This window comes from Rhizobium sp. BK529 (assembly GCF_014194105.1).
GTDB lineage: Bacteria > Pseudomonadota > Alphaproteobacteria > Rhizobiales > Rhizobiaceae > Rhizobium.
Window position 1 is genome coordinate 2,985,325 of sequence record NZ_JACIAU010000001.1, and the last position, 20,305, is coordinate 3,005,629.

Sequence of the window (20,305 nt, forward strand, 5' to 3'; positions counted from 1 at the left end):
TCAGATTTCGCCCGCCGATGGTCCCCAGACATCCGTCAGGGCAAAACCGAGGGGATGCGGGTCGAAGGGGTCGAGCGCGACCTGAGACAGGCCGAAGGTGAAACCGCGGCCTGATATCGTCGGGATGACAGCCGGCTTACCGGCGACTTCCGTCAGCGCCTGCAGGCCGACCTCGAATTCCGAGCCGATGATCGACTTCGACTTGAAGACGTCGCCAACCTTTGCCTTTCCGCGTGCGTAAAGCGTTGCAAGGTTCGCCGAGTTACCGGTGCCGCACGGCGAACGGTCGGCGCGCCCCGGCCACATGGTCGTGCAGGTGCGCACGGTGCCATCCGACTCGATATCGCGGAACATGACATAGGCCACACCGGAGATTGCCGGGATTTCCGGATGAACGACAGGCATATGGCGGTTGATGAGCTCCTTCAGGATCATGCCGGCCTGCACCAGGGCTGCGGCGTTGGCCTTCTCGATCGTCAAATTGACCTGAGCGACGTCTACAAGCGCATAGAAAATGCCGCCGTAGCAGATGTCGGTCTTGATCTTTCCCCAGTGCGGCGTGTCAATCTCGACATCCAACTCGTGAACGAAGGACGGCACCATGGTGAGCTTGACCTTCTCGCATCGACCGTCGCGGCAAGTCGCAGTCGCCTTGACCAAGCCGGCTGCGGTTTCCAGCGTAACGATGGTCTCCGGCTCCTTCATCTCGACGATGCCGGATTCCAGGAGAGCGGTCGTGACACAGATCGAATTCGAGCCGGAGCTCGCATGCGCCTGATCGGGCTGCAGGATGATGAAGGCAGCGTCTGCATCCGGATGTTTCGGCGGCAGGAGCAGGTTGACCGAACCGATCGGCGCGCCGCGCGGCTCGAGGCAGAGGAAACGACGGAGCTCCTGGCCCTTGGGATCGGTGTTCAGCCAGTGAAGCTGGGCGGCGACCGTCTCGCCTGGGATCTTCGGCACGCCGCCGATTGCGACCTTGCCGATTTCACCTTCAGCATGAACATCCAGAAGCTGGATCGTACGCTTCCATCTCATCTTTCGAACTCCAGGTCAGACATGAAGCGGGATGCCGCCATCGCCGCGATTTTCCGGTCGTCGACAGGTGCCGACATGACTGCTCTCAATACCTGTCGATACGGAACGGCTTAATATCGACAGGCGTTTGGACGCCCATCACCATATCCGCGATCAACCGCGCTGTCGTTGCCGAATAGGTAAGACCCAGATGGCCGTGGCCGGTGGCATAGAAGACGCCTGATATTTTCGAAGAGGGCGAGATGATCGGGATCGTATCCGGCAGTGCCGGACGGTGGCCCATCCATTCGCTGGTGTCCTGAACCTTGAGGTCTGGCAGGATGCGCTGCGCGTGGCGCACGAGCACACGCGGGCGCCGGAAATCAGGTGCGGCCGTCAGGCCGGCAAGCTCGACGTTGCCGCCGACGCGGATACCGCCTGCGGTCGGTGTCACCATGAAGGCGCGATGCGGCCAAATCACCGAATAGCGCATGGAAATACCGGGCTGCATGATCTGCGTATGATAACCGCGCTCGGTTTCGAGCGGGATAGGCTCGCCGAGGGTCTCAGCGAGGAAACGGGTATGGACCCCGGCGGCCAGGACCACCTTATCTGCTTCGATGCGGTTGCCGCCTTCGAGAAGGACAGAGGTCTTGCCGTCATTCTTACGCTCCACGCCCTTTACCTGGCCGGAAACAAAACCGGCACCGGCAGCCTTCGCCGCATCGGCGAGCTTCACGACCAGCTTATAGGGATCACGGATCGACTTGTTGTCCGGCAGCAGCACCGCCTTGGCGATTTTCGGCGACAGCGTCGGCTCGTAATATTGGATCGCGCCATTGCTCAGCACTTCGAATTCCATGCCATAGCGGCGCATCAGCTCGAGGTGGCCGCGGTCTGCATCGAATTCGGCCTCGGTCTCGTAGATTGCCAGGCAGCCTTCCTCGGTCATCAGGTCCCGTGCACCGATGGCATCGAGCATGGCACTGATATCGCCGAGGGCGATCTTGGAGAGACTCATACCCGCATCCTCGATTTCCCTCAGGCGTGCGGGACGGCCGGCGGCGAGGAAGCGCAGGAACCAGGGCAGGATTTTTGGCGCGTAGGACGGCCGCAGCCAGACCGGACCTTCCGGATCGATCAACCAGCGCGGCAGCTTCTTCCAGGTCGAGGGGCCGGAGCCGGCTGCGAAATCGAGCGCGATGCTCGCCATATTGCCAAAGGAAGTTCCCCTGCCTGGCTCGCCCTTGTCGATTAAAGTGACCTGAAAGCCACGCCGCTGCAGCTCGAAAGCAATCGAAGCGCCGACCACACCGGCGCCGACAACGGCCACCGTCTTATTTGTTTCATTCGCCATGTCTTGTCCACCGCACGGCAGTCGATTGCCGTTCGAGATGTGATATATCACAACGAAGCGGATGCCTATGATTTTTTAAATGCGCTTCTTGGGCGCGATATGCCCCGCGGCCATGAAGGCTTTGCGCGAAACGCCGCACCCGCCGATCATGGCATCCCTGTCACGCCCACAGAGGGAGCGAAGGCTTAAGGAGAGATTCGATCCAGAAAAGAAAAGAGCCCGACGCGGGAGGAGGTGCGTCGGGCTCTTGATCCTGACTGACAACTGGGAGGAGGAGTGTTGTCAGTCCGATGAAGGGAGCGCTGGGAGGAGGAGTGCGCTGCCTTCGTCATTATTAATACCCAATTCATTTGATGGAGAATAGCGAAATTACCGCAATGCAGCAATGCATTGAACGCAATGCTTGCCTCAAAAGTGTCAGGCCTCCGCCTCATTTTGCAGCATCTTTGACCAAATGATCAAAACTATTCCGCAAATTGTGCCCGCATAAAATCCACATAGAGCTTGATCGTCCATGTCGCGGCGCGCTTTCACGAATCCACGCGCATCATCGCCGACAAGGTAACGCAGCTGGTCCTTGCCATCTGTCGCGGCTTCGTAGACCACCTTGGCGACATCAGAAGAGGTCATCATCTTTGCAGCAACCATGGCTGCAAAGGCGCGCTGAGCGCGCTACAGGAATTCGTTATAATCTGGCAGGCCCGCGGGATCGATGGCGAAATCGGCGCCGGCGCGCTCCCGGAAACTGGTCTCCGCGACGCCGCCATGCGGGATCACCGACTTCACGCCAATGCCAAGGGCCAGCAGCTCATAAGACAGGGCCTCGGTGAAGCCTTCGAGTGCGAATTTGGAGGCACAATAGATCGACAGCGTCGGCAAGGTGAAAAGACCAGCGCCCGAGCTGACATTGATGACGAGGCCAGCCTTGTTTGCCCGGAAATGCGGCAGGATCGCCCTTGTCACATCCATAACACCGAAGACATTGACGTCGAACTGCTGCTGGATCTTTTCGCGCGACGTCGCTTCGAAAATGCCGTTCTGGCCATAACCGGCGTTGTTAACGAGCACATCAATGCGCTCGAACTTTTCGATGCCGGCCTCGACGGCGGTGTCGATGCTGCCGCGGTCCTGAACGTCGAGCCTGCTCACCAGGACACCGGCGAGCTCCGTCAGCTCGGTTTCTTTTTCCGGGCTGCGCATAGTGGCAATGACATTCCAGCCATTGGCGTGGAAGAGCCGGCTTGCCGCCTTGCCAATGCCGGAGGACGCGCCGGTGATGAGAACTGTCTTTTTCATAATCTGCCTCATGGGTTTTGAGATTGATCCCGGAGGGCTAGATAGGTTCGACCTATTGTCCTTATAATCCGCATATTTGCGGATGACCCATTGCAGGATTTAGGACAATGCAAAAGACCGGTCTGGTTGAGCTCAATGCAGTCGTCGCTGTTGCGGCCGCGAAGAACTTCCGCGCAGCTGCGAGCGAGCTCGGCATGTCGACTTCGGCGCTCAGCCATGCGGTGGCGGCATTGGAAAGCCGGATTGGCGTCAGGCTGTTCAACCGCACGACCCGCAGCGTTTCGCTGACCGAGGCTGGCGAACAGTTTCTCGGCAAGATCGGTCCTGCGCTGAAGGATATCTCGGCGGCGATGGAAGCGGCGACACAGGCGCGCGCCACGCCGGCCGGAACGCTGCGCATCAATACGTCGGAAGGCGGAGCGCGACGGATCCTCATGCCGATCGTGCTGGAATACGCCAGGCGTTTTCCGGACGTGCATGTCGATATCGTCAGCGACGGGCGCATGGTCGATATCGTCGCCGACAGTTTCGATGTCGGCATCCGGCTGATCGAAACCGTGCCGCAGGACATGATCGCTGTGCCGCTGAAAGCGGAGGAGCGCTTCTTCGTCGTCGGCGCTCCCTCCTATTTTGATAGGCGCGGAAAGCCGCAGACGCCGAGCGATCTTCTCCATCATGCCTGTCTGCGTCTGCGGCTGCCGAGCGGCGCGGTCTACCGCTGGGAGTTCGAGCGGCACGGCCAGGAAATCCGCCTTGATGTGAAGGGGCCGATGACGCTGCAGAGCATGGACCTGATGCTGGAAGCAGCCGTCGGCGGCGCGGGGCTTGCTTATATGACGCGACAGAATGTGGAGGCCGATGTTGCCGCAGGCAGGCTGATCACCGTACTCGAAGACTGGACGCCGCCCTTCCCCGGCATCTGCCTCTATTATTCCGGCCACCGGCATGTACCGCCGACGCTGCGTGCGTTTCTGGACGTGGCACGCGAGATGACGCGAGCCCGAAACGAAAACGGCCGCGGCTGAAACCGCGGCCGCTTCGTGGTCGGTCTAGACCTTATCAAGCGGCCTTGAAGAGCTTCTTGCCTTCGGCGTCAAGGGCGGTGAACTCCTCATCGGACAGCGTGATGTCGACGGCCGCGACGTTTTCTTCCAGATGCTTGACCTTGGAGGTGCCGGGGATCGGCAGCATGACGGGGCTCCGCTTCAGCACCCAATCGAGTGCGATCTGGCTTGGCGCCGCATTGTGCTTCCTGGCGATCGTATCGAGCAACGAGCCGGGCTTGGCGAGATCGCCGGCGGCCAGCGGATACCATGGGATGAAGCCGATATTATTCTTGGCACAATAATCGAGCACATCTTCGCTGGTGCGGTCGACGAGGTTGTAACGGTTCTGGACCGTGGCGACCTTGAAGACCTTGGAGGCAGCTTCGATATCCGCGACCGAGACTTCGCTGAGGCCCGCATGGCGGATGAGGCCTGAATCGAGCAGCGACTTGATCGTGTCGAACTGCTCCTTGGCCGGGACCTTCGGGTCGATACGGTGCAGCTGCCAGAGATCGATCTGATCGACACCGAGGTTGCGCAGGCTCTTATGCACCTGCTGGATCAGATATTCCGGACGGCCGAGCGGCAGCCAGATATTCGGTCCATGGCGCGTCAGGCCGCCCTTGGTGGCGACCACGAGACCTTTCTTGTAGGGGTGAAGCGCTTCCTTGATCAGCCATTCGGAAACGTCCGGACCATAGGAATCGGCCGTATCGATGAAGTTGATGCCGAGTTCCGGCAAACGCTTCAGCGTGCGGATCGATTCATCGTGATCGGCTGGATTGCCCCAGATCCCGTCGCCGGTAATGCGCATGGCGCCGAAGCCGAGGCGGTTGACCTCCATATCGCCACCGATCTTGAAGCTACCGGATTTCGCTGCATTGTAATCGCTCATCGTCTTTCCTCTCTTGGTCAATAAAATCACTCAAAATCGGTGGAGCTGGAAACCTGCTCCCAGGCGTCGAATTCGGCCTTGAGAGACCCAAGCTTCTCGCGAACGAGGTTGATCGCGTCGCGCCCAAGCAGGAGATGGGCTGGCGGATTGTCGGATGCAATGAGCTTAAGCATTGCAGCCGCTGCCTTTTTCGGATCGCCGGGCTGATTGCCGTTGCGTTGGAGGCGGCGCTGGCGCAGCGGCTCGAAGACCTGGTCATAATCAGCGATCGAGCGCTCAGCACGCACCATCGAGCGGCCGGCCCAATCGGTCCGAAAGCCGCCGGGCTCGACGGCCGTCACATGGATGCCGAAGCTTTTGATCTCCTTGCCGAGGCTTTCGGAAATGCCCTCGAGGGCAAACTTGCTGCCATGATAGAAAGCGATGCCCGGCATGGTGATGATCCCGCCCATCGAGGTGACATTGAGGATATGGCCGCTGCGGCGCTTGCGCATATAGGGCAGCACCGCCTGAATGACAGCCACCGGGCCGAAAACATTGACTTCGAACTGGCGGCGCAGATCTTCCATCGTCGATTCCTCGACGAGACCCTCATGGCCATAGCCGGCATTGTTGACGAGTACGTCGATCGGACCGACCTTGCTTTCGATCTCCGCGACAGCAGGGGCGATAGAGGCGGTATCGGTGACATCGAGAAGCTTGCCGAAGGCAAAACCGGGTTTCAGCGCTTCAAATTGCTTTCGGGCTTCTTCATTGCGCAAGGTCCCGACCACCTTGTGGCCTTCGGCAAGGGCGGCTTCCGCAAGGGCACGGCCGAAACCGGTGGAAACGCCTGTGATAAAAAGGATTTTGGATTTGGATATCAAAATCTTCACTCCGTCGGGTTGGCTGGTCGCGGGAAGATAGGCTCATCCGATAATTTCGATAACCTCATTAAACGGCGATGGCCTTTTTAGAGAAACTTATTAATCTGGGACTTGAAAACGGAGATGAGTATGCGTCAGGACATGCTTGACGGCATGGTGACCTTTGTCGTCGTGGCCGAGGAAAAGAGCTTCTCAGCCGCCGCCGTCAGGCTGGGAGTGTCGCCGTCGGCCATCAGCCAGACGATCAGCAAACTGGAGAGCCGGCTGCGGTTGCCGCTGTTCAATCGGACCACCCGAAGCGTGAGCTTGACGGAAGCCGGCAATCGCTATCTGGAGCGGATTCTCCCCGCCTTGGGTGAGCTTGCGGCCGCCAGCAAGGACCTGGACGCAGATGTCGGCCGGCCGGCCGGTCTTCTGCGGCTCAATGTGCTGCGCGCAGGCTATATGATCGCCATCCAGCCGCTGCTTCGCGATTTCCTGGAGGCCTATCCCGATATTCAGGTCGAGGTGAAGATGGAAGCCTCGATGAGCGACATCGTCGCCGAAGGTTTCGATGCCGGTATCCGCTTCGGCGAGACGGTGGCCAAAGACATGGTCGCCATTCCGATCGGTCCGCAGATCACCGCCCATGTCATCGCCTCGCCGGAATATCTCGGCCGGCGTGGCATGCCGAAACACCCACGCGACCTGCTGCATCACGATTGCATCGGCTTCCGTTTCGTCACGAGCGGCCAGGTCGAACGCTGGGAATTCGAGAAGGATGGTGAGCGCATCGATATTACGCTCCATCCGCGGCTGATCCTCAACGATTCCGCAGCATTGACGCAAGCGGCACTAGACGGGATCGGCATTTCCTACATGATCAACGGCTATATCGAACGGTTCCTCGAAGACGGCAGATTGGTGCGGATCCTATCCGATTGGAGCCCACCGCTCTCGGGCCTGACGCTCTATTATCCGGATCGGCGGCGGGTGCCGGCAAAGCTGCGCGCGCTTATCGACTTCCTGAAACGGCATCGCTCCGAGGCGCCGCCAGCGACTGAAAGCGTGATCGTCTAGACAATGAATTACTAGAGACCGGCCTTCGCCTCTTCGCCGAATTCGGCCAGCATCTTCCAGAGTTCACCAAAGATTTCGCGTGCGAAGGCTTCCATCGAGACGCCTTCCTTCGAGCCGCCGGCGATCCGCTCCTGCCAAAGCTCACTACCGACGCGCAGCGCGCCTATGACGATTGTCGAAAGCAGGCGCATGCGCATCCCCGCGTCCGGGCCACTAACCTCGCGGACAATCAGCGCCCCGGTCAGCTTCTGCTCCAGCTTGGCATATTTGAGCTGGTCGCGGGCCTTAAGGGTAGGCGTACAGTGAATCAGTTCGCCGAGTGCTAGGGTGCGCTCGTCGCCAGCCGACGCAATCGCCGTGGCGATAAGGGCTTCCTCGACGGCCTTGACGGGAGATTCGCTGGCCGGGCGGGCGGCAATCGCCGCCATCAGGCGATCGGCAAAAGCATCCTGCCAGGCGAAGACGACCTCCTCCTTTGACGGGAAATAATCAAAGAAACTGCGCTTTGAGACGTCAGCGGCTTCCGTGATCTCCTCAATCGTTGTCGCATCGAAACCACGTTCCAGAAAGAGGCCCATCGCAGCCTGCTCGATGCGCTCGCGGGTCTGGCGCCGCTTGCGCTCACGCCTGCCCTCCACGGGCTCGGGCTGTTTCTTCTCAGTCACTTCCATCAGGTGTCATTCAGTCATCCCCATCGGAGAAAACGGCGATCTCCATATCCGCTTCGCTGGTGCGATATTTGAAGCGATCGCGCGACAGCTCAAGCGGCTTGCGACGCGAAATCCGATAGACGGAGGCTGGCGGCAGGTTGCGGACCGTGCCGCCGATGCGCGTCGCCTTCAGGCCGAGGCGATCAAGGATCGGGCGTGGGACGGGACAGCGGGGCCCATAGGTAAACTGATAGAAAGCACCGCCGGCCCGCATATAGACAAACGCGCCTGCCAGGATCGAGGCGATCTTGCGCGGCGACATGGACAGCAGCGGAAGGCCGCTGATGACGGCGCCGACGGGTTCGCCTTCGAAAATTTCGGCCTGTGCCAGATGGGCGGCATCCATCTGCAGAACGCGCGCATCGGGGAAACGCTTCCGAAGCGACTCGATGAATTCAGGGCCGTATTCGATGAGTGTCAGGTCGCTCTCACTAATGCCCCGCGCAAGCAGCGCGCGGGTGAAGACGCCGGTGCCGGGACCAAGCTCGATGATCGGGCCATCCAGCGCAGCAATCTCGCTGGTCATGATCCGGGCGAGCGAGTCGCCGGATGGCGCAATCGCGGCAACCCTCAGCGGGTTGTTCAGCCAGGAGCGGAAAAAATGCAGGAAATCGGAGCATGCACTCTTTGCGATCATGATTATCCCACCTGTCTGAAACGTGGCCGACTACGACGATCTCCCGCAGCATGGCAATTCCAAGGCAGGCACGTCAATCCGTCGTCTTTGCACACGTCTTTCTCGTCGCCATTCCCCGTATTTTCGTACCGAGTGATTCGAACGGCGAAAGACCTCAAGACATGCGATGTCCATTAGACGGCACTTCCGCGCCACCGGCTCCAGTGCAACCGAAAACATGTCTGGAACGGAAAAGGCAGCCACGAAGGCTGCCCTCTTTTCGCGGCAGGGACATCAATCCCCTTCCCCCGTCTTATGCCATTAAATTGCTTTTAGTAGTTGCAGCCCGAGCTGCTGGTCGGGTTGAAGCGGAGGCTGCAATCCATGTTGAGCGGCTTCTTTGGGCTGTACTGGTAAGGTACGGAGCTGCTGGATGCGCCATTGACCGAACCGGTCGCGCGGGGCTCCTGGCGAGCGTTGGTGCTCTTCTGCTGCTTTACGACCTGCTGATGCTGAGCGGGAGCTGCATTCGCAGGTGCAAAAGCCGAAACGCTGATGATTGCGCCGAAGGCCACGGCCACGAGCCCATTCTTCATTACGTTGGTCATTTCTTGTCTCCTTGGGAGGATGGTTGGAATTTACGCCAAGGAGCTAGGAAGCGGATTTGTCACATTCCACTGCGCTGCAACAGAGATCACGAATACGTGACATTCGGTTGCGCACAAATAAAAGGCGGCTTTTCGCCGCCTTTTATTTGCCGGCTCAGTAGCCGTTATCACACGGCATGCTGCCGGGACCGATCGATCCACCAAACGTACGGTTGCACATCGTTTTGGGTTCGGGACTGTTCGAGGGCTGGCGGCCAATAGAGCCCGTGGTACCGGATTCAACCCCGAACGCAGCGAGGGGATACCAATAACCATCAGAGTGACGACGGGTACCGGGGCGTTCCGTGCGGAAGCCGCGATAGCCATGCCAATAACCGGCATGTTGTTTATATTGCACCATTTCCATGTTCGACGGGACCGGGGTTTGGGTCTGTTGAACAGGCGCCGCCAGCGCAGGAACGGTAGACGAGAGGGCGAGAAGAGCGCTGAGCGCAACGGCGGATGGGGCTAGATTAAGCATTTTCATGATAAACCCTCCTTACTGGATTTACGTATGAAAAATGCGTTCTGCGCGCGCGAAGTTCCAACGTCACACGCGACTTCCTACACTCGTGATTGCAGGCGATCCGGCGTGACTCGAAGCCAAAAAAATCAAAAAATGTAATCTTTCAAAGCAGTGAGAGCAGAGGCCCGCGACAATTCATCGGATGTTTGAATTCACTGTTCTCAATTCGCGTACAAAGGACGGTAACCCTGGCTTGCGATACAGGAGACATATTGCCGATGGGCGGCACCGCTTGCATTCGATTCCCGTTCTGCGGGATCGCGGTGGCCGGTCATCTGCGCACGCAGGTCGTACTGCCTGTTGGACTCGTCATACATCGCGTTGGCATCGGACACGCAGAGGCCATGTGCGATGTCAGGCGGATTGACGGGGGAAGCAACCGGTACAAGCACCGGCGCATTGGCACGGTCAATGCAGCCGGCTAGGGCGACCATCATCGCGATGAGGCCTACCGCACCAAAAAATCCGCTCTTCATGCAATCCTCCGGCCGCTCGCCTGACACATCCATCGCTTCCGCAGATAGACACCGAAGATTGCGCGAAACTAGGCAGGAGGATCCGATGGAAAACTTGCTCGCAGACTTCACGGTAAAGCCGGAAGATAACCGCGGACGCTGCGGACAATGAGTTATATTATTTCAGGAAAAGAATGGCGCACCCGAAGTGCGCCATTTTAGTTTCCAGAGAATTCCGAGGCGTTCTTGTATATATTTGATTTATAACATTTTTTATCGACGCCTCTTCCAATCCGTTCCGGTTTGTTCTACATGGGTCCGACACTCAATGTAGGAACAGATGTGGGAACGTTTTGAAAAATTTGTCTAGACAAATTTTGGAAGAAAAGCTTGCTCGGCGGCAGCGGAAGCCTTTGACGGCGGCGTTTGTGAAGTCGGTTGCCGCGGCTGGCAAATACGGTGACAGCAATGGGTTGTTTCTCTTCGTGAAGGAGAGCGGCGCGAAGTCGTGGGTGCAAAGAATTGTCATCCGCGGGAAACGCCGGGACATCGGATTGGGTAGCGCGGATCTCGTGACGCTTGCGGCAGCGCGAGACGCCGCGCTCGACAACAGGCGGGCGGCGCGGGCCGGGCTTGATCCGATCGCGGATAAGAAAAAGGTCCGGTCAATCCTGACATTTGAGCAGGCGGCGATTGCGACGCACAAGGAACTGGAACCGACGTGGAAGAATGAGCGCGATCGCAAGGCGTTTCTTGCGACGCTGACGACCTATGTGTTTCCACGGTTCGGCGCGACGTCTGTTGCCGATGTTTCGAGCGCCGATGTGCGGCAAGCGATATTGGCCGCGCGGCAGGTGGCGCCGGAAGTCGCTCGAAAACTGATCTTTCGCATCAGCGCGGTTTTCAAGTGGGCCATTGCCGAGGGAATGCGGGCGGATAATCCGGCTCGGGCCGACGCGCTGGCGCTTCCAAAGGTCGAGCGCACGCAGGAACACCGGAAGGCCCTGCCCTATTCCGAAGTCGCCGGCTGCATTGACAGTGTGAAGCAATCCAATGCCTGGGCCATAACCAAGCTCGCATTTGAGTTCCTTGTTTTGACGGCCGTGCGCTCTGGCGAAGCGCGGGGCGCAAGCCCCGACGAAATCGACCGGCAGGCGAAGGTGTGGACGATCCCCGCCAAGCGGATGAAGATGAAGCGCGTCCACCGGGTTCCGCTCTGTGCCCGCGCTCTGGAAATTCTGGACGAGGCCGCAAAGATCAATGGCGGCTCCGATCTCATCTTTTCTAGCATCCGCGGCAAAGCGCTCTCTGACATGACCCTGTCGAAGCTGGTCAAAGAGCTTGGCTATGACGCAGATATTCACGGTTTCCGAACGTCTTTCAGAACGTGGGTGCAGGAGAAGACAGATTTCCCCCGCGAGGTCGCGGAAACAGCGCTGGCGCATGGCGTCGGCGATGCGGTCGAGCGGGCCTATGCGCGATCAGACCTCTTCGAGAGGCGGCGTGAAATGATGGATGAATGGGCGAAATTCCTGAGCGGGAAGAGCGATATTAAACAACAGGTTGCCTGATTTTTCAGGCAATCTGTTCTACTAGCCAACCGTTTCCAATTATCGCTTGGGAGGTCCGAAACATTCCACATAAGGAAACGGGAAATGACAGACAGGATTCTCCGCCGCCCGGAAGTTCAGAATAAGACCGGCCTGCCGACTTCGACCCTCTATGCAATGATAGCCGAAGGGCGGTTTCCGCGGCCGGTCAAGATCGGCAAACGCGCTGTCGGCTGGCTTGAAGGCCAAGTCGAAAGCTGGATTAGCGAATGCGTCGCCAGTGCAACGCCGCCCCTCAATTGAGGCAGGGCAGCGCAATGAACATCAAAGTCAAAAGCATGCGGCTGGCAACGCGGGACGGGCGTCTTCTTGAGGCGCCCGCGCGAGCCATCGACCCCTTCAATCCCCGCGGCCTGACATTTGCCGATCTCGACGAAGTGGCGAGGCTTGAAATCCTCGCCATTCCCGAGCGGCTGAAACAGCTTGCCGCGGAAATCCACCAGCCAGAACTTCTCTGATCGCCTCGATCTAAAGCGGAAATCCCGATGCCCCGGATACCTGAATACGCGCCGTCGAAGACGGACGCGAACGATATTGCACGTCTGCGCCGCGACGTGTCGCTCGCCTCGACTGTCATGCAATTTGGCTACAAGCTCATGCGAAACGGGCGCGAGTTTGAAAGTTGCTGCCCATTCCATGCCGAGAATACCCCGTCATTCAAAGTCTATATCGGCAATGACGGCATGGAGCGTTTCCATTGCTTCGGCTGTGGCAAGCAGGGTGATGTGCTGGATTTCGTGCGGGAAGTGAAGGGCGTCGATCTGCCCGAAGCGATCCGCATTCTCGCTGGAGGCGGCTTGGGCCGGCCCAATGTTCGGCCGCTGCCGGCACTCGATGCCTATGCCGGTAGCGTGCCGATCGCGCCGCCGACGGATGCGCTGCAGCCAGGCCAGCGCATCAGGCTCTATAATCCCAAGCGGAAGGGCGAGCGCTCCGAATGGGGCGCCTTTGCGCCGTCGCTGGTCTTTCCTTATCGTTATGCGGACGGTTCGCTTCTCGGCTACGTGCTGCGCCATGATCTGCCTGACGGCGGCAAGGAAACGCCGATGGTGATGTTTGTGCGTCTGCCGGACGGAACGGAAACATGGTGCCGCTTTCCATTTCCCAAGCCACGGCCGATCTACGGGCTCGATGCGCTCGGCGATCGGCAGGTGATGATTGTCGAGGGCGAGAAGTGTCGGGACCGGTTGCGCCAGTCGAGCGGGCGAACCGTCGTTTCATGGGCGGGCGGGACGCAGGGCGTCAAGCATACGGACTGGACGCCGCTTGCGGGCCGCGACGTGATTATCTGGCCTGATTTCGATGGGCCGGGCATGGCGACATCACATGAACTCGCACTGCAGCTTGTCGAGCTTGGGGCGCGCGTTCGTCTTGTTGGTTTCGCAGATCCCGGCGCTGCCGGCAATGGCAAGGCCTATCGTTTCGGGGACTGGCGGGCCGGCCGCTTTCCGCCCCGCGGATGGGATTGCGCCGATGCGCTTGACGATGGCTGGACGCAAGCCGAGCTTGATGCCTTCATGCACGCGACGGTTCGCCCTTTTGTGCCCGCGGCATCGACAGACGAGAAGCAGGAGCAAGCCGCGCCCGTTGATACGTCGGCGCCGCGAAAGCGGAAGCGCGCCAAGACCACGCCCGCTACTGCCGAAGATGGCGATGGCGAGGACGACGATAGGCCGATCATCGAATATCACGAGGCCGCACTTTCGGAGGCCGTCACGCGCGCCTGCAATATCGTGCTCGATGAGGCTCCGCTCTACGCCCGCGGCACGGCTCTCTTTCGCCTCGTGCGCATCACAGGGAAAGAAATGTCGGTGCTGGTGCCAGCAGAGGAAGTGAACCTTACGGAGATGCTGACCAAAGCCATCCATTGGCGCAAGCAGGATGGAAGAACGGCCAGCGGATCGCGAAAGGTGAAATGCCCGCCGCTTGTCGCAAAGGCCGTGATTGCACGGTGCGGGGATTGGCCGTTTCACCAACTCAAGGCCATTGTCTCCACGCCGATCATGCGCAGCGATGGCACTGTCTTCACCGCCAAAGGCTTCGATCTGAAGAGCGGCATTTATTTCGATTCTGATGCGACATGGCCTGACATCGCCGAGCGCCCAGATAAGGCCGCCGCAGCGGCTGCTTTGGACACGATCCGACAGCTTGTTTCGACTTTCCCCTTCGTGGGCAGCGTCGATGAATCGGCGACCATTGCCATGATCCTGACGGCGATCGTCCGCCCCGCCCTGAGAACCGCCCCGCTGTTCGGCGTGAATGCGACGGCGCCGGGTACGGGCAAATCCAAGTTGGTCGATATTGCCGCCATCCTCGCGACGGGCAAGATTGCGGCCGTCAACTCCTATTCGGGCGATGATGAGGAGCTGCGCAAAGTCCTTGAATCTCGGCTCTTGAAGGGTGACAGCTTCATCAACCTGGACAATCTGTCGGTGGCGCTTCGTTCCGATCACCTGTGCCAAGTGCTGTCGCAGGAGGAAGTGAATATTCGCCCGCTCGGCAATACCATCTCGCTGGACTCTACGACGGCCGTGATGTTCTGCGCGACCGGCAACGGCTTGCGCTTTGCCGGCGACATGACACGGCGCGTCGTGCTGATCAATCTAGATGCCGGCGTCGAGCGGCCGGAAGAGCGCGTCTTTGAAAGCGACGTCATCGAGGATACGCGCCGGCGGCGGGTGGAGATCGTCACCGCGTGCCTGACGCTGTTGCGGGCATTCGTCGCTAATCAGGGAGAGAAGGTTTCGCCGGCGCTCGGTTCCTTCGAGGCGTGGTCAAACCTCGTGCGCTCGGCGCTCGTCTGGCTCGGCCTGCCGGACCCGCTCGGCAATTCGGCCAAGATCAGGGAGAACGACCCGGAAAAGGAGAGAACATCGGCGATCATTGCGGCGTTGCCGGCCGGCAAGCCTTGGGCTGCTGCCGACATTGCAAGGATGGTCGATGAAGGCGCATTTGATCCGATTGGCAACCGCCGGCATGAAGGGCTGATAGAGGCGCTTGGCGATTTCATCGAGCGCGGCCGGCTGAATACCACGCGGTTTAGCGGGTTCTTGCGCAAGCATACCGGGCGGATCGTTAACGGCCAGATGATCGCCCAAGCGGGGAAGAACCGCGTTAACGCAGTCCTTTGGAGAATCGACTCCACATAAGGAGACCTGCAAAGCTTCCCACCTCGCTCAACAGCGCGAGTACCACTATATATTACCCGTATTACAGCACTGATAGTTATTTATCCAATAATTTAGAGGTTTAGTTGAGACCGTCCGGCAATTACTGCACCGGATATTTCGATGCTTGTTTCGGATTAGCTTTGATCCCAATAACGTATGAACCACGAATGATTTATGGTGGCCCGCATCTGTGATGGATGTGTAGACAAAATCAGAGAAGAAAAGTTGCTTTCCGCAGCCGCTGCAAGTGTATTTTTCCAGATACATATCTTCATTTGCAAGAGCACCACCTTTGAGATCAAGCATCATTTCAACTCTTTGAATATCAAACTCGTCTGATTTTGAGAACCTTTGGGGATCAAAAGTAGAGAGAAGTAGCGAAAATTCTTGAGGTGAAACTGTGTTTACGGTTTCATAATCAAGTGATGTATTAATCTTATGCGCGGACACAGCGGCGGTTGAGCTTGACGAACCGACTGCTCCCTTGTTGCCTTTAATAGTATTTTCGCGCTTCTCCTCTCGATCGTCCGACATCTGCGTTCCTCCAAGAAAGCGACAGGTTGCATAATCATCGAGATACGATTTTATCGTGAGCGCGGCAATTAACGAAAAGGTATTAAGCACAGACTGGCACATCCCATTTCACATTTGCAGAAATCGTTTCCCGCGACCTTTAGACCACTCTGAAAATAGGCGAGTAGAGTGGAGGAGCGCTTTCGAGCAGGTAAGCTTTGTCTTCGGCTATATTGTCCACAGCTACGATCCACCTAACACCTTGACCCAAACGGCCGCGTGAACTCTGAGTTGAGATCGCGCGAGATAATCGCGTTTGCGGGAGGGCAAAATGAAAGGACAATGGCAAGGGAAATTTGGTGGCTACGCGACCGGGAATGTAACTGTCGAGATCGACGACAACGAACACGATTACTCAGGTCGAGCCTGTATATTTCAGGATGGAATCAATCAATATGTCTTCGTCGTTGAGTTTCGAACGACGGATAAGGCGAAAGTCCAGCATATCCGAGAGCGTATTTCGGTGCAGAGGGTGGCTAGCACTTCAGTTGTTGAGATCGAGGAACTTCAACAGGCTTTTCCCAACGTGTTTTTCCCGGACCGCGTAGAATTGACGCTCACTCTAACGCGGAAGGGTCTCAGGGCTGCAGCATCAACGTATGTTGGTGCCCATCTCGTCGGCAATCTGGACGTGGTTCTAACCAGCGGATCCGCTGATAAGCGAAGCAAACTTACTCCAGACAGACGGATCAAGACTTGGGAGAAGTTTAAGGTTGATGTCGGACGACTTGAGCCTGACCGCTTCATCTTCAGGGGACAGCCGGTCGTAAATAGGCTCCGATCGTCATTTCATCGTACAAACCGCCGCGATCTAAATCGCTTTTCGAACACCGACATTCCCATGCTTCATGGAATGGTCAGTTCCAAGACACGCCATTATTTTGACTTAAGGGATAATATCCAAAATGCCTCGTTTTGGAATCTGCTGCAACATCACGGCTATCCGACGCCACTACTAGACTGGACTCACTCGCCATACGTTGCCGCGTACTTTGCATATCGTAACAAGCCCGCTGTGGACTCAGAACCAAGGCGAATTCGTATATTCAAGTTCGACCGAGTTGCATGGCAGAACGATTTTTTGACGCTCTCCTCAATCGTCAACGTCATGCCTCACTTTTCAATCCTTGCTCCGATTTCACTTGAGAACCCTCGTGCGCTTCCCCAGCAGGCGATATGCTCGATAACTACTGTCGATGATGTCGAGTCGTATCTGGATATGTGCGGCAAGTTGCGGAACAAGACATATCTCAGCGTTTATGAGCTTCCATATACCGAACGCGGTGCCGTTCTATCGGATTTGCGTCTTATGGGGGTGGCCGCGGGTTCTCTTTTTCCGGGCATCGATGGCGCCTGTGAGGAAATGCGCCTTAAAAACTTCGGTCCGTAAGACCTGCTCGGCACAATGCCTAGGCTGCCGACGTTGAATAGGGTTATTTAGTCCATATACGGAAAGTGTCAGTCTGTATCTGGCAGGTAATGACTCTACCATTTTTCTAGAAGAGGTAAGGAAATGTCTATGCACTTCCTGCTTCCTATGCGGCCCTCAGAATTCATGGGCTACTCTGAGACCTAACTCTCTCCCGCCGTCTGTCTCGGACTCAACCCTTCTCGCCGATGGTCGCTGTGATCCTCAACACACGATGGCGAAAGGCTGCAGGACGTGGTGAAAGTCCCTCTCTATCAGGAAAGCGAAGAACGGGTTGCGCTGCGGCCCGAATATACCGAGACGCTGGTCGGCGGCGCGACGGCCGATGCCTTTGGCTCGGCGATCGGCAAAGGGCTGCAGTCCGTTGCCGGTGGCATGGATGTCATGGCCGACGCGGTGCCGCGTGCAGCAGATGCGCGATGATGCCGCCGTCAGCGACGGCGCCAATCAATGGCTGCAGGCCAAGGACAAGCTGCTCTACGACCCCGATACCGGCTATGCCAATGCGCAAGGCCGGCAGGCGGTCGATGGATACGACGCCTACGCCAAGAGCGTCGAGGGGTTGAAGCGCGATATCGTTGCTAAGATGTCGCCGGCGCAGGTGGCGCAGTTCAACAGCAAGATCGCCGCCTTTGAAACCGACGCGCTGCGATCCGGCATGATCAAGAAGGCCGACGAAACCAAGAAATGGTTTGTTCAAGAGCACGCATCGGCAGCCGAAAACTACTCACGGCAGGCGATCCAGACGCCCGACGATGATAACAGGTGGAATGGCTTCGTCGGCCGCGGCCTGCAGGAGCTTGATGCCCGCGGCGCAAAGGAGGGATGGGGCGAGCAGCGCACGCAGCTTGAGCGCGCCACCTATATCAGCAACGTTCGCCTACAGTCTGCGTTGCGCATCGCCGAAAACGACCCGATCAAGGCCGCAAAATACGCCACCGATCACGTCACCGACATCACGCCACAGGATCACATGATCCTGCTCGACAGGCTGAAGCCCGATCTCAAGAAGGCGGCGAGCGCAGACGCAGCGCATTTCAGCGCCTCCAATCCGGCGCCGGGGCAGTTTGCAGCGCCGGGCCTTAGCCACGATCAATATGCGCTGCTTTCCGTCATCTCGGGCACGGAATCGCCGGCCTACGACATGATGAACGGCGGCCAGCGCATCAGGGACTATGCCGCCCATCCCGGCTTCATCGGCGCCGGCGGCACGACGACGGCAACGGGCCGCTACCAGTTCGTCAAGGGCACCTGGGACATGGCGGCCAAGGCGCTCGGGCTGACGGATTTTTCGCCGGCCTCGCAGGATCGCGCCGCCGCCTGGCTGGCGCAGGCCGATTACCGCACCAGAACCGGCCGCGATATCAATCAGGACATTGCCGCCGGCAACTATGCCGCCGTGCGGGCCGGGCTTTCCAAGACTTGGGAAGGGCTGGCGAAGCTTTCCGATGCCGAGTTTGCAAAGCGCATGGGTGCGGCACGGTCGGCGCCTCTTGCCGTTGCGGCCGGCGCGCCATCGACAACGGCCGGGCCGGGACCGGCAGTGCCGCAAACCGCCGGGCCGCAATTCTCGCCGGTGACGGAGAGCGTCTTGGCCGGCTTGCCGCCTGCTTATGCCGATGAAATCCGCGAGGGTGCGGCCGATGGTGCGCGGGCCGCGGCCACGCAGCAGGCAGCGCGGGACAAGGCCGCACAGGCGGCACAGGCCGATGCGTACCGGCTGCGCATCGCCAACGGCGACACGTCTTTGACCGTGCAGGATATCAACGCGGATACCGTCATCGATGACGGCGACAAGGCCACGCTGATCAATGCCTTCAATGAGAAGAACAAGGATGCACTCGAAACGCGCGCCAATGTCGAGGCGTTTCATGCCGGCAAGCTGGTGATCGACCCCTACAGCGAAGCCGACCGCAAGGCCAATGACAACGTCTGGCGCGCACTGGCTGCGAATGCCGCGCCGTCACAGGTCCAGCCACTCATGTTCAAGCTGATCGAGCAGACAGGCACCGTGCCGACGCGTGTCAGCAGTGTGCTTCGCGCCAATCTGGCGAGCCGGGAGGAAGGCGCAACGATTTTTGCCCTCGATGTCGGCAAGCAGATTTCAGCTATCAATGCCGGCGCACTCGGCCGCATGGCTGGCGGGACTGAATTCGCCGATGCCGTGGCCCTCTATTCGCACTATGTCGATGACGTGGGCCTGACACCCGAAATTGCCGCGAAGCGCATCATCGATAGCAAAGACCCCGACAAGGTACGCCAGCGCTCGGCGCTGATGGATACCAAGCAGATGAAGGACGCGATCGACGGTCTGGCGACGGAGGGAAAGGTCAAGGGGCTTTTCGACAAAGGCATTTTCTCCTTTGCGCCGAGCCTTGGCAGCAGTGCCGCGCAGTCGGCCGCGATCGTCAGCGATTATAAGGATGTTCTGACGGAAAGCATTTTCGACGCCGCCGGCGATGTAACTGCCGGCACGGCGCTCGCGAATGCGCGCATCCAGCGCCGCTATGGCACGTCGGAATTTGCGATCGAAGGGACAAACGCCGTCACCTATCTGCCGGCGGAAAAGATGTATCGGGCCGATGCGAACGGCTCGCACGGTTATATCAGAGAGCAATTGAACGCCGCGCTTACCGCCGAAGGCATCAAGCACGGAGACGCCTTCCTCGTCGCCGACAAGGACACCGAGAACGACGTCGCCGCCGGCATCCCGCCCCGTTATCAACTTTTTTACAAGGATGAAAACGGCGTTCTGCAGCACTACCGCAAGCCGTTTTACGCGACCGCGCCAACCGCGGAAGAGATTGCCGACGTCAAAAAGGCAGAGGCCGACAAGAAGCTCGCCGAACTGGAGGCCCGCCGGCAGGAAATCCAGCAGAATATCGAAGACGGCCGCGACCGCGAAAAGACCATGCAAGCCTTTCTCGATGGGCCGCCGAAAATACCTTGGCCCAAGCCCGCGCCCGCCAAACCCAAGCCGCCACTCGGTAGCCGCGCCCGCCCGTCGCCCAACCTCAAGAAGAAGAATTGATC

The 20,305-nt window shown here is 58.7% G+C and carries 21 protein-coding genes; 9 read left to right on the top strand and 12 right to left on the bottom strand.

Going from position 1 to position 20,305, the window contains the following annotated elements; translation table 11 throughout:
* From FHX08_RS15000 to FHX08_RS15010, 4 genes are all read right to left on the bottom strand, one after another.
* Complete coding sequence (locus FHX08_RS15000; RefSeq protein WP_132652819.1) at nt 1-1,038, bottom strand: 4-hydroxyproline epimerase; 1,038 nt, start codon at nt 1,036-1,038, stop codon at nt 1-3.
* 85 nt (nt 1,039-1,123) lie between these two features.
* Entirely contained in the window at nt 1,124-2,374 is a 1,251-nt protein-coding gene (locus FHX08_RS15005; protein ID WP_132652820.1) for an NAD(P)/FAD-dependent oxidoreductase, read from the bottom strand.
* Nucleotides 2,375-2,791: 417 nt separating this feature from the next.
* Nucleotides 2,792-3,007 (bottom strand): hypothetical protein, encoded by a 216-nt coding sequence (locus FHX08_RS31450; protein WP_245508244.1) that lies wholly within the window; start codon nt 3,005-3,007, stop codon nt 2,792-2,794.
* A 39-nt stretch (nt 3,008-3,046) separates the two neighbouring features.
* The gene (locus tag FHX08_RS15010) at nt 3,047-3,670 is read right to left on the bottom strand and encodes an SDR family oxidoreductase (protein ID WP_245508245.1); all 624 of its coding nucleotides are present in this window, start codon (nt 3,668-3,670) and stop codon (nt 3,047-3,049) included.
* 107 nt (nt 3,671-3,777) lie between these two features.
* On the opposite strand from FHX08_RS15010, the gene FHX08_RS15015 reads away from it, so the two are divergent.
* Nucleotides 3,778-4,695: a LysR family transcriptional regulator gene (locus FHX08_RS15015; RefSeq protein WP_132652821.1), complete on the top strand. Its 918-nt coding sequence runs from the start codon at nt 3,778-3,780 to the stop codon at nt 4,693-4,695.
* Nucleotides 4,696-4,729: 34 nt separating this feature from the next.
* Here the strand turns inward: FHX08_RS15015 and FHX08_RS15020 are convergent, their stop codons facing one another.
* Nucleotides 4,730-5,611, bottom strand: a complete 882-nt coding sequence (locus FHX08_RS15020; RefSeq protein ID WP_132652822.1) for an aldo/keto reductase — start codon at nt 5,609-5,611, stop codon at nt 4,730-4,732.
* A 26-nt stretch (nt 5,612-5,637) separates the two neighbouring features.
* Nucleotides 5,638-6,474: an oxidoreductase gene (locus FHX08_RS15025; protein ID WP_132653223.1), complete on the bottom strand. Its 837-nt coding sequence runs from the start codon at nt 6,472-6,474 to the stop codon at nt 5,638-5,640.
* A gap of 132 nt (nt 6,475-6,606) precedes the next feature.
* On the opposite strand from FHX08_RS15025, the gene FHX08_RS15030 reads away from it, so the two are divergent.
* On the top strand, nt 6,607-7,536 hold the full coding sequence (locus tag FHX08_RS15030; protein WP_132652823.1) for a LysR family transcriptional regulator: 930 nt from the start codon (nt 6,607-6,609) through the stop codon (nt 7,534-7,536).
* An 11-nt stretch (nt 7,537-7,547) separates the two neighbouring features.
* On the opposite strand, the gene FHX08_RS15035 is transcribed toward FHX08_RS15030, so the two are convergent.
* The 5 genes from FHX08_RS15035 to FHX08_RS15055 all read right to left on the bottom strand — a co-directional run bounded on the left by FHX08_RS15035 (nt 7,548) and on the right by FHX08_RS15055 (nt 10,511).
* Entirely contained in the window at nt 7,548-8,207 is a 660-nt protein-coding gene (locus tag FHX08_RS15035) for a TetR family transcriptional regulator (RefSeq protein ID WP_210288202.1), read from the bottom strand.
* Between the two features lie 10 nt (nt 8,208-8,217).
* A complete protein-coding gene (locus tag FHX08_RS15040) occupies nt 8,218-8,883 on the bottom strand; it encodes a class I SAM-dependent methyltransferase (protein ID WP_132652824.1) in 666 nt (221 codons plus the stop codon).
* Nucleotides 8,884-9,194: 311 nt separating this feature from the next.
* The gene (locus FHX08_RS15045) at nt 9,195-9,470 is read right to left on the bottom strand and encodes a hypothetical protein (protein WP_132652825.1); all 276 of its coding nucleotides are present in this window, start codon (nt 9,468-9,470) and stop codon (nt 9,195-9,197) included.
* 154 nt (nt 9,471-9,624) lie between these two features.
* Nucleotides 9,625-9,996: a cell surface protein gene (locus tag FHX08_RS15050; RefSeq protein WP_132652826.1), complete on the bottom strand. Its 372-nt coding sequence runs from the start codon at nt 9,994-9,996 to the stop codon at nt 9,625-9,627.
* Nucleotides 9,997-10,196: 200 nt separating this feature from the next.
* The gene (locus tag FHX08_RS15055) at nt 10,197-10,511 is read right to left on the bottom strand and encodes a hypothetical protein (RefSeq protein WP_132652827.1); all 315 of its coding nucleotides are present in this window, start codon (nt 10,509-10,511) and stop codon (nt 10,197-10,199) included.
* A gap of 392 nt (nt 10,512-10,903) precedes the next feature.
* On the opposite strand from FHX08_RS15055, the gene FHX08_RS15060 reads away from it, so the two are divergent.
* From FHX08_RS15060 to FHX08_RS15075, 4 genes are all read left to right on the top strand, one after another.
* Nucleotides 10,904-12,061: a site-specific integrase gene (locus FHX08_RS15060; RefSeq protein WP_281412349.1), complete on the top strand. Its 1,158-nt coding sequence runs from the start codon at nt 10,904-10,906 to the stop codon at nt 12,059-12,061.
* An 84-nt stretch (nt 12,062-12,145) separates the two neighbouring features.
* The gene (locus tag FHX08_RS15065) at nt 12,146-12,343 is read left to right on the top strand and encodes a helix-turn-helix transcriptional regulator (RefSeq protein WP_184327279.1); all 198 of its coding nucleotides are present in this window, start codon (nt 12,146-12,148) and stop codon (nt 12,341-12,343) included.
* A gap of 14 nt (nt 12,344-12,357) precedes the next feature.
* Complete coding sequence (locus tag FHX08_RS15070) at nt 12,358-12,558, top strand: hypothetical protein (RefSeq protein WP_184327280.1); 201 nt, start codon at nt 12,358-12,360, stop codon at nt 12,556-12,558.
* Nucleotides 12,559-12,585: 27 nt separating this feature from the next.
* A complete protein-coding gene (locus tag FHX08_RS15075) occupies nt 12,586-15,249 on the top strand; it encodes a CHC2 zinc finger domain-containing protein (protein WP_184327281.1) in 2,664 nt (887 codons plus the stop codon).
* Nucleotides 15,250-15,294: 45 nt separating this feature from the next.
* On the opposite strand, the gene FHX08_RS15080 is transcribed toward FHX08_RS15075, so the two are convergent.
* On the bottom strand, nt 15,295-15,804 hold the full coding sequence (locus FHX08_RS15080; RefSeq protein ID WP_184327282.1) for a hypothetical protein: 510 nt from the start codon (nt 15,802-15,804) through the stop codon (nt 15,295-15,297).
* Nucleotides 15,805-16,114: 310 nt separating this feature from the next.
* Between FHX08_RS15080 and FHX08_RS15085 the strand changes: the two genes are divergently transcribed.
* The 3 genes from FHX08_RS15085 (at nt 16,115) to FHX08_RS15095 (ending at nt 20,303) form a co-directional block, all read left to right on the top strand.
* Entirely contained in the window at nt 16,115-17,233 is a 1,119-nt protein-coding gene (locus FHX08_RS15085; protein ID WP_184327283.1) for an FRG domain-containing protein, read from the top strand.
* A gap of 273 nt (nt 17,234-17,506) precedes the next feature.
* Nucleotides 17,507-17,695, top strand: a complete 189-nt coding sequence (locus FHX08_RS15090) for a hypothetical protein (RefSeq protein ID WP_184327284.1) — start codon at nt 17,507-17,509, stop codon at nt 17,693-17,695.
* Nucleotides 17,652-20,303 carry a hypothetical protein gene (locus FHX08_RS15095; protein WP_184327285.1) on the top strand — a complete coding sequence of 884 codons (2,652 nt, stop codon included), beginning with the start codon at nt 17,652-17,654 and terminating at the stop codon, nt 20,301-20,303. Before FHX08_RS15090 ends, FHX08_RS15095 begins: the two co-directional genes overlap by 44 nt.
* The last annotated feature ends 2 nt before the right edge of the window (nt 20,304-20,305 follow it).

Coding starts and splice junctions, on each gene's coding strand:
- FHX08_RS15030 (WP_132652823.1), top strand. CDS start 6,607: ATGCGTCAGGACATGCTTGACGGCATGGTGACCTTTGTCGTCGTGGCC.
- FHX08_RS15050 (WP_132652826.1), bottom strand. CDS start 9,996: ATGAAAATGCTTAATCTAGCCCCATCCGCCGTTGCGCTCAGCGCTCTT.
- FHX08_RS15015 (WP_132652821.1), top strand. CDS start 3,778: ATGCAAAAGACCGGTCTGGTTGAGCTCAATGCAGTCGTCGCTGTTGCG.
- FHX08_RS15020 (WP_132652822.1), bottom strand. CDS start 5,611: ATGAGCGATTACAATGCAGCGAAATCCGGTAGCTTCAAGATCGGTGGC.
- FHX08_RS15075 (WP_184327281.1), top strand. CDS start 12,586: ATGCCCCGGATACCTGAATACGCGCCGTCGAAGACGGACGCGAACGAT.
- FHX08_RS15005 (WP_132652820.1), bottom strand. CDS start 2,374: ATGGCGAATGAAACAAATAAGACGGTGGCCGTTGTCGGCGCCGGTGTG.
- FHX08_RS31450 (WP_245508244.1), bottom strand. CDS start 3,007: ATGATGACCTCTTCTGATGTCGCCAAGGTGGTCTACGAAGCCGCGACA.
- FHX08_RS15085 (WP_184327283.1), top strand. CDS start 16,115: ATGAAAGGACAATGGCAAGGGAAATTTGGTGGCTACGCGACCGGGAAT.
- FHX08_RS15080 (WP_184327282.1), bottom strand. CDS start 15,804: ATGTCGGACGATCGAGAGGAGAAGCGCGAAAATACTATTAAAGGCAAC.
- FHX08_RS15040 (WP_132652824.1), bottom strand. CDS start 8,883: ATGATCGCAAAGAGTGCATGCTCCGATTTCCTGCATTTTTTCCGCTCC.
- FHX08_RS15000 (WP_132652819.1), bottom strand. CDS start 1,038: ATGAGATGGAAGCGTACGATCCAGCTTCTGGATGTTCATGCTGAAGGT.
- FHX08_RS15070 (WP_184327280.1), top strand. CDS start 12,358: ATGAACATCAAAGTCAAAAGCATGCGGCTGGCAACGCGGGACGGGCGT.
- FHX08_RS15010 (WP_245508245.1), bottom strand. CDS start 3,670: ATGAAAAAGACAGTTCTCATCACCGGCGCGTCCTCCGGCATTGGCAAG.
- FHX08_RS15055 (WP_132652827.1), bottom strand. CDS start 10,511: ATGAAGAGCGGATTTTTTGGTGCGGTAGGCCTCATCGCGATGATGGTC.
- FHX08_RS15045 (WP_132652825.1), bottom strand. CDS start 9,470: ATGACCAACGTAATGAAGAATGGGCTCGTGGCCGTGGCCTTCGGCGCA.
- FHX08_RS15035 (WP_210288202.1), bottom strand. CDS start 8,207: ATGGAAGTGACTGAGAAGAAACAGCCCGAGCCCGTGGAGGGCAGGCGT.
- FHX08_RS15095 (WP_184327285.1), top strand. CDS start 17,652: ATGTCATGGCCGACGCGGTGCCGCGTGCAGCAGATGCGCGATGATGCC.
- FHX08_RS15065 (WP_184327279.1), top strand. CDS start 12,146: ATGACAGACAGGATTCTCCGCCGCCCGGAAGTTCAGAATAAGACCGGC.